Raw genomic sequence first — 12,467 nt, 5'->3', positions numbered from 1 at the left:
CCCCCGTTCCCCCGTTCGGCAGTGGCTCAGGCGTGCCGCAGCTCCGACGGCCGGACCGTGCGGCGCAGCAGCGGCATCGCGGTGGCGGCGGCGAGCAGGCACGTGCCGTAGACCGCGAACGGCACCGGCAGGGCGGTCCACGGGAGGGTGAACGCGCTGCCGCTCGCCAGCGTGGCGTAGAAGGAGCCGACTGCCAGCCCGCCCACGGAGGCGAGGGCCACCGCCGGGAGCAGCGGCAGCGCGGTCTCCAGCAGCAGCGCCCGGCTCAGCGTGTGCCGCGGCACCCCGGCCGCGACCTGCTCGGCGAGCCCTTGGCGCCGGGCGGCGATGCCCTCGGCGGCGCCCACGGCGACGGCGGCGAGGGTGATCAGCAGGCCGATCCCGACGGCGGCGGCCGTCAGGTCGAGGCCGGTGATGTAGAAGGCGGCGTCCTGCGGGGTGTAGGACCCCGGGGCGAGGATGTCGTCCATCATCGCCTGGCGGACGCCCATGTAGCCGGTCGCCACCACGGTGAGCAGCAGGACGGCCGCGTGGGTGCGGGCCGCGGCCCACGGGTCGTCGCGGATCCGTTCGGCGGCGATCAGCACGGCCGGGTCCTCGGTGCGGCCGGCGAGACGGCCGCCCAGGAGCCGGGCGGAGGAGCCGCTGACCCACACCGCGCCGAGTCCGATCAGCAGGAAGGCGACGAACAGCACGACGGGCCCGTTGACGCCGACGCCGCGGGCGACGGCGAGGATGCCGAGGAGGATCGCCCCGGTGACGACGGCGACGCCCCCGAGCGCCGTCCCCTTGCCGGCCTTCACACGCTCCCGCCGTACCTCGCCCAGCGGCGAGGCCACCACCCGGCGCAGCGCCAGCACGCTCACCAGCGCGCCGGCCACCGGCACCAGCAGCGCGATCGGCGCCACGGCCACCCACAGGAGCGGCGACGGCGTGCCGACGTCCAGCACCACGGCCGTCACCACCAGGGCCGCGGGCACCGATCCGGCCAGGCAGGCGAGGCCCGTCTCCAGCGCCGCGATCCGCCGCACCCGCGACGCCGACGCCCCGGCGAGGCGGAGGCCGGCCATCCTGCGGTCCCGGTGGACCGCGCCGATCCGCGCGCACTGGCCGAGGAAGCCCAGCGTCGGGATCAGCAGGAGGAGCAGGGCCAGGATGACCCCGGACCGCTCTCCCGACCGGTCGAAGAGTCCGTCCGCGTAGGGGATGCGGTACACCCCGCCGCGCAGCGAGGCGAGCGCCGCGGCGGCCGCCGCGAACCCCGTCGCACAGAGCGAGCCGACCGCCGTCAGCCCGAACCGCCACCACTCCCTCCGGTCGGATCCCTGGGTGAACAGCCAGGCCAGCTTCACGTCGTCGGTCATATCGCACCTTCCCTCACTGCGGCACGGCCGTCGGCCAGCCGGATCTCGCGGTCCGCGTACGCGGCCACCTGGGCGTCGTGCGTGATCAGAAGTACCGCCGCGCCCGAGGCGCGGGCGGCGGAGACGAGCTCCGCCATGACCTGTTCGCCGGCCAGGGAGTCCAGGGCCCCGGTCGGCTCGTCCGCGAAGACGACGCGCGGGCCGGTGACCAGGGCGCGGGCCAGCGCGCCGCGCTGGGCCTGGCCGCCGCTGAGCTCACCGGGCCGGGCGTCCCCCCGGTCGCCGACGCCGAAGCGCCCCAGCCACTCGCCGGCCCGGGCGCGGGCCTCCCGCCGGGAGGTGCCGGCCAGCATCAGCGGCAGGGCCACGTTGTCGGTGAGCGTCAGCTCGGGGATCAGCTGCCCGAACTGGAACACCACGCCGAAGTCGGTACGGCGCAGCGCGCTCAGCCGGTCCTCCGGGAGGGTGTCGATACGGGCGCCGTCGTAGTGGACGCTCCCGCCGTCGGGCCGGACGATCCCGGCCATGCAGTGCAGCAGGGTGGACTTGCCGCTGCCGCTGGGGCCGGTGACGGCGAGGATCTCCCCCGCGTGGAGTTCGGCCGAGGCGCCGCGCAGGGCGTCGGTGCGGCCGTGGGTCTTGACGAGGTCTCGGGCCGCGAGCATCGGGCCGGTGGTGGTGCTCATCGTGCGGTGACCTCCGCGGTCAGGGTGGCGAGCCGGTCCGCTGTGGTGCTCATCCAGCGGAGGTCGGCGTCCAGGTGGCTGAGGGCGTAGTCGGCCGAGAGGACGGTCGCGAGGTCGGCCCCGGGAGTGGTCTTGACCTTGGTGAGCTCCCGCATCCGCGCCATGTGGGCGGCGCGCTGGTCGCGCAGGTAGGCGGCCGGGTCGCCGCCGGCCAGGATGGCGACGACGACCTTGGCGAAGATCTCGTTGGCGACGAACGGCGCGGGCGGGGCCGTCTCCGCGGTCCAGCAGGCGAGTTCGCGCTCGCCGTCGTCGGTGGCGCGGTACATGGTCCGCTCCGGGCCGCCGTCGGAGTCGGTCCCCTCGACCTTGGCCAGTCCGTCGCGCACCAGTCGCTGCAGCGTCGTGTACACCTGCCCGTACGCCAGGGGCCGGGCCTGCGGGAACCTCTCGTCGTGCCTCCTCTTCAGGTCGTAGCCATGGCTCGGCCCGGAGGAGAGGAGGCCCAGCAGGATGTGACGGGTGCTCATGTCCGCCAGTATGCACCACGTACATGTACTGAGTGAATAGTCGATCGGCCGTCGAGTGGCACCGAGCCGGTGCCGAGCCGGTGTTGAGCCGGGCCCGGCGACGTGGAAACGTGATCGCAGCCGACCGGACCGGGAGAAGGGTGAACCCCGTGCGCATCGACCTCAACGCCGACCTCGCCGAAGGCTTCGGGCGGTGGGAGCTCGGTGACGACGACGCCCTGCTGACCGTGGTGACCAGCGCGAACGTGGCGTGCGGCTTCCACGCGGGCGACCCCTCGGTGATCCGACGGGCCTGCGAACGGGCCGCCGCCGAGGGCGTCGCCGTGGGAGCGCAGGTGGGGTACCGGGACCTGGCCGGGTTCGGGCGGCGCTTCATCGACATGGAACCGCGGGCCCTGGCCGACGACGTGCTCTACCAGATCGGCGCGCTGGACGCCCTGGCCCGCGCCTCCGGCACGCGGGTGCGGTACGTGAAGCCGCACGGGGCGCTCTACAACGCGATCGTGCGGCACGAGGAGCAGGCCGCCGCGGTGGTCTCGGCGGTGCGGGACTGGGACCCGGCCTGCGCGGTGCTGGGACTGCCGGGGTCGCGGTGGCTGACGCTGGCCGCGGAGGCGGGACTGCGGGTGTTCCGGGAGGCGTTCGCGGACCGGGCGTACACCCCGGAGGGGACGCTGGTGCCGCGGCGCGAGGCGGGCGCGGTGCTGCACGACCCGCAGGAGATCGCCGAACGGTGCGTGCGGATCGCCCTCGGTGAGCCGGTGGCGGCGGTGGACGGCACGCCGCTGCGGATCGAGGCGCACTCGCTGTGCGTGCACGGGGACAGCCCCGGCGCGGTCGCGGTCGCCCGGGCGGTGCGGGAGCGGCTGGCGGAGGCCGGCGTGACGCTGCGGGCGTTCGCCGCGGGCGGGGAGGACTGAGTGCGCGTCCTGCCGTGCGGCGACCAGGGTCTGCTGGTGGAGACGGACTCGCTGGAGGAGGCGCTGGGCCTGTACCGCTCGCTGGAGCACGCGGCGCCGGCGGGCGTCACGGACCTGGTCCCGGCCGCCCGTACGGTCCTGCTGCGGCTGGCGCCGGAGGCGGACCCGGTCCTGATCGAACGTGACCTGCGGAAACGGGACTTGACGGCGGCCGAGCGTGAACAGGGGCCGCTGGTGCGCGTTCCGGTGCACTACGACGGCGAAGACCTGCGTGAGGTGGCCGACTTGACGGGCCTGTCGGTGCGGGAGGTGGTGCGGCTGCACACCGGCTGCGAATGGACGGTCGCCTTCGGCGGGTTCGCGCCCGGCTTCGCCTATCTGACCGGCGGACCGCCGAAGTTGCGGGTGCCTCGCCGGGCCGAGTCGCGGACCCGGGTGCCGGCCGGCGCGGTGGGTCTGGCCGGGGAGTTCAGCGGCGTGTACCCGCGCAGTTCGCCGGGCGGCTGGCAGCTCGTCGGGCGGACGGATCTGGCGATGTGGCGTGAGGACCGCGATCCGCCGGCCCTGCTGCGGCCGGGGGCGCGCGTGCGGTTCGAGGAGGTGCGGCCCGCGTGACGGCGGCGCTGGAGGTGCTGGCGACCGGTCCGCTGGCCACCGTGCAGGACCTGGGGCGGCCGGGGCTCGCCGCGGTGGGCGTGGGGCTGTCCGGCGCCGCCGACCGGGGCTCGCTGCGGCTGGCCAACCGGCTGGTGGGCAACGAGGAGGGCGCGGCGGGGGTGGAGGTCACCTTCGGCGGGCTGTCCGTGCGGGCGCTGCGGCCGGTGACGGTGGCCGTGACGGGCGCGGTGTGCCCGGTGGACGGCGGCGCGGTGAACGCGGTGACGCACCTGGCCGCGGGCAGCCGGCTCACGCTGGGGACACCGGCGGCGGGGCTGCGCAGCTACCTCGCCGTGCGGGGCGGGATCACGGTGCCCGAGGTGCTGGGGTCGCGGTCGTGGGACGCGCTCGCGGGGCTCGGGCCGGAGCCGCTGGCGGTGGGCGACGTGCTCCCGGCCGGTCCCGCGTCGGGCCCGCCGCCCTGCGTGGACCTGGCGCCGGTGGCCGCGCCGACCGCCGGCGAGGTGCTGCTGCGGGTGCTGCCGGGGCCGCGGGACGACTGGTTCCCGCCCTCCGCCGTACGGGAGTTGCTGTCGGCGACGTGGACGGTGGGGGCGGCGTCCGACCGCGTGGGCATGCGGCTCGACGGGCCCGCGCTGGAGCGGGTGCGGGAGGGCGAGCTGCCCAGCGAGGGGATGGTCCCGGGCGCGCTGCAGGTGCCACCCGGGGGACGCCCGGTCCTCTTCCTCGCCGACCACCCCGTCACCGGCGGCTACCCCGTCCTCGCCGTCGTCCTGCGCCGCGACCTCGACCGCGCCGCCCAGGCCCGGCCGGGCCAGCCCCTCCGCTTTGTCCTCCCGGCGGCGGGCCGCCCCCACGGCGCCTGAACCACCGCGAGCGGCGCGCGGAACCACCCACCGCGGGCGGCGCGCCCGGCACGATGCCCGGACTCGCCGGGGCACCCCCGGCCGCGCCGGGCCTGCCCCCGCCGCCCCGGTGCCCCCGCCCGCCCCGGGACCCCGCCCGCCCCGGGACCCCGCCGCGCCGGCCACCGACTGCGCGCAGGAACCGTGCCGCAGGTCCGCGGGCGGCGCCCCCGCCCCGGCGCCCAGGTCCGCCCGCCGAAACCCCCGCTCCCGACGGGGCCCACGTGCGGCATCCCAGCCGCCCGCCAGGCTCGACTCCGGCACCCCGACCGCGCGCGGCCCTGCCCCCGTGCCCCGCCCTTGCCGAGTCTGCCCCCGCCGCCCCGGCGCCCCGGCGCCCCCGCCCCGGGACCCCCACCACGCCGGCCACCGGCTGCGCGCAGGAACCGTGCGGCAGGCCGGGGGCGTGTGGTGTCGTGGCGGGGGCAAGCCGCAGATCCCGCAACGACCGTGCGTCATCGCCCCGTCACGGCGATACTTGCGGCGACACGATGACCTAGGGGGAGGTCTCATGACGTACCCACAGGCGCCCGGCGCCGTCCCGCCGCCGCCCGCGGCCCCACCACCCCCGCCACCGGTCCCGGCTCCCGCCCCGTCGGCCCCGCCGCCCCGGCGGACCACCGCCGTGGCGGAGACCGCCGCCCGGGTGCGGGCCGCCGCGACCACCGAACCGGGCCGGCTGCGGATCCTCGGCGCGGTCCTCGCGCTGCTGGTGGTCGCCTTCGGCGCCGTCGCCACCTGGCAGACCTCCGCGCGCAGTTCGGCCGCCGACGACGTGCTGCACCACAGCGGCCCGCTGAGCTCGGCCGCCGCCGACGTCTACCGGGCGCTCGCCGGGGCCAACACCGCGGCCTCCGACGGCCTCCTGGCCGGCGGCAACGAGACCCCCGACAGCCGTGAGCGCTACGAGAGGGACATCCGGACGGCGGCCTCGGGCCTCGCCACCGCCGCCGCCAGCTCCGACCCCAACTCGGCGTCCGGCCGCACCGTGGCGCGGCTCAACGAACTGCTGCCCCGTTACAAGGGTTTGGTGGAGCGCGCCCGCGCCAACAACCGGATGGGCTACCCGCTGGCCGGGGCCTACCTTCGGTACGCCGACGACCTGATGCAGGACAAGATGCTCCCGGCCGCCGAGGACCTCTACCACCAGGAGAACCAGCGCCTCACCGAGGACTACGCCGACGCCACGCCCTACCCGTGGTTCGCCCTGGGGCTCGGCACCGTGGCGCTCGTCGCGCTGGGCCTGGCCCAGCGGCGCGAGTACCTGCGCACCAACCGGGTGCTCAGCCCCGGCCTGGTGACCGCCACCGCGGCCACCACCGTGGTGCTGCTGTGGCTGCTGGCCGGGCACTCGCTGGCCAGGGCCGGACTGAACGACTCCTACGAGCACGGCGTGAAGTCGCTGAACGTCCTGAACGACACCCGGGCCGCCTCCCTGCAGGCCCGCGGCGCGGAGAACCTGACGCTGATCAGCCGGGGCGCGGAGACGGTGCAGGTGTCCGGAACCGTCCGGCGCGACAAGTTCGAGGTGGCGTTCGAGAAGTCCATGACGGGCCTTTCCCGCGGCCTGCAGGCGGCCGGTCACCTCGCCGACGACCCGCAGGGCGCCGAGCCGGTCGACAAGGCGCACAGCAGCATGCTCGAGTGGCGCAAGCGTCACAAGGAGGCCCGGGCGGCCGACGACGCGGGCGACTACCAGGAGGCCCTCGACCGGATCATCGGACCGGACGAGAAGTCACCCACCCGGGTCTGCTTCGACAACGTCGACCGCTCCCTCCGGCAGGCGCTGGAGCACGAGGAGACGGAGTTCGAGCAGGCCGCGTCCGACGGACGCGCCGCGCTGACCGGTCTGCCCGCCGGCGCCGCCGCCCTGGCCGTGCTGGCCGCGGCGGCCGGGCTGCTGGGCATCGGCCGCAGGCTTTCGGAGTACCGGTGAACGGGGGAACGGCGATGCGGCGTCATCAGGGGAACGGGGACGAGGGCGGCGCCCGCGCACGGCGGCACCTCCCGCGGCGGGGCCGGCGGATCGCGGGCGTCCTGGCCGGCGTCTGCGCGCTCGCCGCTGCCGGGGCCCTGCTGCTCCCACGGCTCCCGGGCGCCGGCGCGGACGGCGACCCGGGCCGGACCACGGGCTCGCGCGCGACCGACGGCACCCACGACGACGGCGCCGGGGGCGGCACCGGTCGCGGCCGCTTCGCCGCCGACGAGAAGTGCGAGCGCCCCGAGGCCCGCAGCCCCGCCCCGTCCAGGGACGAGAGCGGAGAAACGATCCGCAGGATCAAGGAACGCGGCTACCTGCGCGTCGGGGTGGACCAGAACAGCTACGGCTGGGGCTACCGCGACCCCAACAGCTCGCAGGAGCGGGTGGAGCTCTCCGGTTTCGACATCGACCTGGCCCACCGGATCGCCGACGAGATCCTCGGCCACCGCGCGCCCGGCGAGCCGTCCAACATCCGCTTCGCCGCCGTGCCCACCAGTCAGCGCATCCCGGCCGTGCAGGACGGCCGGGTCGACATGGTGGTGCGCACCATGACCATCACCTGCGAGCGGCTGGACCAGGTCGCCTTCTCCGCGCCCTACTTCACCACCGGCCAGCAGGTCCTCGCCCCGGCGCACTCCGGCATCACGGGCTACGACCGCTCCCTGGCCGGGAAGAGGATCTGCACCGCGGAGGGGTCCACGGCGCGCCTGCGGCTGGAGAAGGACAAGGCGGCGGGGAAGCCGGCGGTCGCGAAGGCGGACATCGGCCCCGTCGTCCCCAACCAGCTGGACTGCCTGGTGCGGCTCCAGCTCGGCGAGGTCGACGCGGTGGTCACCGACAGCGCGCTGGCCGCCAGCCAGGCGGCCCAGGACCCGTCGGTGACGCTGATGGGCGAGGAGTTCACCGAGGAGTACTACGGCGTCGCGATGTCGCTGGAGTCGGAGGATCTGGTCCGCCGGGTGAACGCCGTGCTGCGCGACTACGTCGCGGACGGCGGCTGGAAGCGGGCCTACGACGAGTGGCTGGAGGCGACCATGAAGAAGCCCGCCGACCCGCCTCCCGCCGTCTACCGCGACTGACCCCTGCCCGCCCTGGGCAGGGTCCGAACGGCGCGGGCCGACGGAGCCCCGGGCCGACCGACCGCACGCACCGACTGCGCACTGAGAGGTGATCGATGGGCGACACGGGACACGCCCCGGGTCCGGTGATGGACCGGGACGAGGTGGACCGTGCGCTGGCGCGGCTCGGCGCGGAGCACGAGGCCATGGAGTCCTCGCTTCTCGCGCTGCAGGACCACGCGGGGCGCAGACTGCTCGAAGGGGCCGAGCTCACCGGAGCCACGGAGGAACGCTGGAAACGGGCGGAGGCGTCGATCACCCTCCTGTGGACCTGGTTCGACGCCTACACGGACACCCTGCGCACCGCCCGTGAGCTGCGGGCCCGCCGCCGCTGGGCAGGGCGCGAGGACCTGGTGGCGCTCACCGAACTGCTGCGCGGCCCGAGCGTCACGGTGGCCGGCGCGGCCGCCGTGGAGACCGGCGCGCTCGCCGGGACCTCGGCCGTGCGCCTCAGCCGCCGCTACACGCTGGCCGCGCTGGTCGACCGGATGAACGGGCTGTACGCCGCCGCGCTGGACATGGTGGTGGCCGCCGACGCGGTCTGGTCGGCGCTGCCCGCGCGGATCGACATGCTCTCCGCCGAGCTGCGCCGCACCCGGGAGCTGGCCCGCTCGGTGGGCGTGCGTCCCGGCGAGCACCCGGCCGGCGACGACCTGGAGCGGATCACCCGGGCCCTGACCCGGCTGCGCGAGACGGTGATCTCCGACCCGTTGTCCTTCTGGACGCCGGACCGGGGCAGCTCGGCGCCCGGCGCGGGCCGCCCGGACACCACCGCCTACGACCGGTACGCACGTGAACTCGAGGACGTGCGGCGGGAGATCGAGGCGGTGCTGACGGTCCGGCAGGACGCGGAGTCGCGGCTGATGCGGCTGCGGGACGTGCTCAGCCGCGCGGACCGCACGCTGGCCGAGGCGCGGCTGGCGCGCGGCGAGGTGCTGGCGAAGATCGCCGCCACCGAGGTGCCCGCGGTGAGCGGGCCGCCGACCGCGCTCCAGGAGGAGCTGTCGACGGCGGCGGAGTACCGGCGTCAGGGCCTGTGGCACCGGCTGTCGCCGCTGCTGGAGGACCTGGAGCGCCGGGCGGAGGAGGAACTGCTGCGCGCCCGCGAGTCGTTGACAGCGGTCACCGCGCCGCTGGCGATCCGCGCCGAGCTGCGCGGACGGCTGGACGCCTACCGGGCGAAGGTGGCCCGGCACGGGCTGGCGGAGGACCCGCTGCTGGTCGAGCGGTACGACATCGCGCGGCGGATGCTGTGGAGCGCCCCCTGCGACCTGCGGGTGGCCGAACAGGCGGTGCTGCGCTACCAGCACACGGCGGTCGAGCTGCTGCGGCCCGTGATGCCCACCCAGGACGGGGCGGGGCGGCCGCGGGAGGCCCAGGCGTGAGCACCGACGGAGGGGGAGTTGTGCGGAGGGACGGGGCGTGAGTGACGTGAAGTGCCGGCGGCCGGGCTGCGAGGGGGCCTACGAGGACGTCGGCGGCGGCGAGCTGTACTGCGACCACTGCGGGCTGGCGCCGGTGGTCGCGCCGGACGGCATGGTCGGCGCGGCACCCACGGGCATCACGAACCGCATGCCGGGGAGTTCGGGGGGCCCGGGGGGTCAGGGCCGTTCCGCCGGCCCGGGCGGCACGGCGGGACCGACGCCGGACGGGCCGGGCTCCGCGGAAAGCCCCGGCGGCCCGGGTCTCTCCGGCGGTCCCGGCGGTCCGGCCGGTCCCGGCGGCTCCGGCGGCTCCGGCAGCCAGGGCCTCCCCGGTCCGGGCGCCCCCGACGGCTCGGGCGCTCCCGGAACTCCGGGCGGCCCGGGCGCCCCCGGCGGCTCCGCGGGAGCGAACACCCCGTCCGGCGCGGGCGGTTCGGGCGGCTCGACGGGGTCGGTGCCGTCGTCGCGGTCGTCCCGTTCCTCGTCCCGTTCCCGCCGGTCGGTCTCCGGCCGGCTGTCGGGCACGCTAGGCGGCACCGCCACGGTCGGCGCGGTGTCGGTGCGCAGCTCCGGCGCCCAGTCGAGCGGTTCGCGCCGCGGGCGGCTGGGCGCGGGCCTGGTCGACGTGCCCGCCGTGCCGCGGCCCGACCCCCGGGCCATGGTGCTGGACGACCCCCAGGTGCCCGAGCGCAAACGGTTCTGTTCCCGCTCCGACTGCGGCGCGCCCGTGGGCCGTGCCCGCGGCGACCGCCCGGGCCGCACCGAGGGGTTCTGCACCAAGTGCGGCCACCCCTACTCCTTCGTGCCCAAGCTGCGCGGCGGCGACGTGGTGCACGGCCAGTACCAGGTGGTGGGCTGCCTGGCGCACGGCGGACTCGGCTGGATCTACCTCGCCGTGGACCGCGCGGTCTCCGACCGGTGGGTCGTCCTCAAGGGCCTGCTGGACACCGGCGACCAGGACGCGATGGCCGCCGCGATCTCCGAGCGGCGCTTCCTCGCCGAGATCGAGCACGCCAACATCGTGCGGATCTACAACTTCGTCGAGCACCTCGACCAGCGGACCGGGTCCCTCGACGGCTACATCGTCATGGAGTACGTCGGCGGCAAGTCGCTGAAGGACATCGCCAACGGCCGCCGCACGCCGGACGGCAGGCGCGACCCGCTGCCGGTGGAGCAGGCCTGCGCCTACGGCATCGAGGCGCTGGAGGCACTGGGCCACCTGCACAGCCGCAACCTGCTGTACTGCGACTTCAAGGTCGACAACGCGATACAGACCGAGGACCAGCTGAAGCTGATCGACATGGGCGCGGTCCGCCGCATGGACGACTACGAGTCGGCCATCTACGGCACGATCGGCTACCAGGCGCCCGAGGTCTCCACGCTGGGCCCCTCCGTCGCCTCCGACCTGTACACCGTCGCCCGCACCCTGGCCGTGCTCAGCTTCGACTTCCACGGCTACACCACCGTGTACGCCGACTCGCTGCCCGACCCGGACGACATCGAGGTGTTCCGGCGGTACGAGTCGTTCTACCGGCTGCTGGTGCGGGCCACCGACCCGGACCCGGCGCGCCGCTTCTCCTCCGCCCAGGAGATGGCGGAGCAGCTCACCGGCGTGCTGCGCGAGGTGGTCTCGCTGCGCACGGGGCGGCCGCGGCCCGCGCTGTCCACCCTGTTCGGCCCGGAACTGCGGGTCACCGACAGCCAGTTGTTCGACGCCGTCGATCCGGTGGTCTCCCGCCTGGGCGTCCGCGCCGACCCGGCGGGCGGACTGCTCGCCCGGCGCCGCCGCACCGTGGCCCCGGCCGGCGGGGCTCCGCCGCACGGCCCGGCGTCCGACGGCGCGCCGCCCGGCGGGACCCCGCCCGCCGCCGCGGCCCCCCTGCCATCGGCCGCGCCGGTCTTCCCGGCCCAGCGCGGTCCGGTCCTCGCGCCCCCGCCCGACGCGCCGCCGGCACGCCCGGTGTCACCCGGACCGGTGAAACCGGTGGACGCCGCGGCCGCCGCGCTGGCCCTCCCGGTGCCCCTGGTCAACCCCGACGACCCCAACTCCGGCTTCCTGGCGGCGCTGACGACCGCGGCTCCCCAGGAACTCGTCGCCGCCCTCGCCGCGGCGCCCACGCCCTCCCCCGAGTCCCGGCTGCGGCTGGTGCGCGCCCGGCTTGAGGCGGGCGAGGCGACGGCGGCCGTGGAGGAGCTCACCGGTGTGGCCGCCGAGGAGCCCGACGACTGGCGGGTGGTCTGGTACCGGGGCGTGACGTCCCTGGTCACCGGCGAGTACGTGGCCTCCGCCCTGGCCTTCGACGCCCTCTACGACGCCTTCCCCGGCGAGCCCGCGCCGAAGCTGGCACTGGGTTTGTGCGCCGAGGTGCTGGGGCAGTTGGACAACGCGGCCGAGTACTACCGCCTGGTCTGGTCGACCGATCCGAGCTACGTGAGCGCGGCGTTCGCACTGGCCCGGGTACGACTCGCGTCGGGCGACCGGGAGGGTTCGGTGGCCGCACTGGAGTCCGTGCCGGAGGCGTCCATCCACTACACCGCGGCCCGGGTCGCCGCCGTCCGGGCGCGTCTTCGGGGGCGTACGGTGGTGGGCGCCGACACGCGGTTCCTCGACGATCTGACCGCCGCCGCCGCGCAGGTGGAGGCGCTGGGCGGATACGGCCTGGACGCCGTGCGGCGCGAGCGGCTCTCCGCGGAGGTGCTGGGCTGCGCGCTCGACTGGGTACTCTCCGGAGGCCGGGGCTCCGCACCGGCGGCGTCCGGACGCGGGGTACTCGGCGAAGTACTGGACGAGCGGGGACTCCGTCTCGGCCTGGAACGTTCGTACCGCACGCTGGCCCGTCTCGCGGACGGCGGCGAGGAGAGGATCGACCTGGTGGAACGCGCCAACCGTTACCGTCCCCGGACGTGGGTGTAGTGGTGCC

The 12,467-nt window shown here is 76.0% G+C and carries 10 protein-coding genes; 7 read left to right on the top strand and 3 right to left on the bottom strand.

Annotated features, from left to right (window positions below):
* Positions 1-26: 26 nt before the first annotated feature.
* Genes ACFRAV_RS25590 through ACFRAV_RS25580 form a run of 3 tightly spaced genes read right to left on the bottom strand, consistent with a single transcriptional unit; the run spans position 27 to position 2,580 of the window.
* Positions 27-1,364: an ABC transporter permease gene (locus ACFRAV_RS25590; protein ID WP_382558599.1), complete on the bottom strand. Its 1,338-nt coding sequence runs from the start codon at positions 1,362-1,364 to the stop codon at positions 27-29.
* Complete coding sequence (locus ACFRAV_RS25585; RefSeq protein ID WP_382558598.1) at positions 1,361-2,050, bottom strand: ABC transporter ATP-binding protein; 690 nt, start codon at positions 2,048-2,050, stop codon at positions 1,361-1,363. The genes ACFRAV_RS25590 and ACFRAV_RS25585 overlap by 4 nt, the downstream gene beginning before the upstream one ends.
* Complete coding sequence (locus ACFRAV_RS25580; RefSeq protein WP_382558597.1) at positions 2,047-2,580, bottom strand: PadR family transcriptional regulator; 534 nt, start codon at positions 2,578-2,580, stop codon at positions 2,047-2,049. The genes ACFRAV_RS25585 and ACFRAV_RS25580 overlap by 4 nt, the downstream gene beginning before the upstream one ends.
* Positions 2,581-2,720: 140 nt before the next feature.
* On the opposite strand from ACFRAV_RS25580, the gene ACFRAV_RS25575 reads away from it, so the two are divergent.
* The 7 genes from ACFRAV_RS25575 (at position 2,721) to ACFRAV_RS25545 (ending at position 12,460) form a co-directional block, all read left to right on the top strand.
* Positions 2,721-3,500 (top strand): LamB/YcsF family protein, encoded by a 780-nt coding sequence (locus ACFRAV_RS25575; protein ID WP_382558596.1) that lies wholly within the window; start codon positions 2,721-2,723, stop codon positions 3,498-3,500.
* Positions 3,501-4,115, top strand: coding sequence for an allophanate hydrolase subunit 1 (locus ACFRAV_RS25570; protein ID WP_382558595.1), 615 nt, complete (start codon positions 3,501-3,503; stop codon positions 4,113-4,115). It abuts the gene before it with no gap.
* Positions 4,112-4,984: a biotin-dependent carboxyltransferase family protein gene (locus tag ACFRAV_RS25565; protein WP_382558594.1), complete on the top strand. Its 873-nt coding sequence runs from the start codon at positions 4,112-4,114 to the stop codon at positions 4,982-4,984. The genes ACFRAV_RS25570 and ACFRAV_RS25565 overlap by 4 nt, the downstream gene beginning before the upstream one ends.
* 550 nt (positions 4,985-5,534) lie before the next feature.
* Entirely contained in the window at positions 5,535-6,959 is a 1,425-nt protein-coding gene (locus ACFRAV_RS25560) for a hypothetical protein (RefSeq protein WP_382558593.1), read from the top strand.
* A gap of 14 nt (positions 6,960-6,973) precedes the next feature.
* Entirely contained in the window at positions 6,974-8,083 is a 1,110-nt protein-coding gene (locus ACFRAV_RS25555; protein ID WP_382558592.1) for a glutamate ABC transporter substrate-binding protein, read from the top strand.
* Between the two features lie 95 nt (positions 8,084-8,178).
* On the top strand, positions 8,179-9,507 hold the full coding sequence (locus ACFRAV_RS25550; RefSeq protein ID WP_382558591.1) for a hypothetical protein: 1,329 nt from the start codon (positions 8,179-8,181) through the stop codon (positions 9,505-9,507).
* Between the two features lie 37 nt (positions 9,508-9,544).
* Positions 9,545-12,460, top strand: a complete 2,916-nt coding sequence (locus ACFRAV_RS25545) for a tetratricopeptide repeat protein (protein ID WP_382558590.1) — start codon at positions 9,545-9,547, stop codon at positions 12,458-12,460.
* Positions 12,461-12,467: the final 7 nt, after the last annotated feature.

It is taken from the genome of Streptomyces sp. NPDC056600 (assembly GCF_042792855.1).
Classification (GTDB): Bacteria; Actinomycetota; Actinomycetes; order Streptomycetales; family Streptomycetaceae; genus Streptomyces.
The sequence above is the reverse complement of the archived record's forward strand: the minus strand, read 5'-3'. Positions and strand labels throughout refer to the sequence as shown.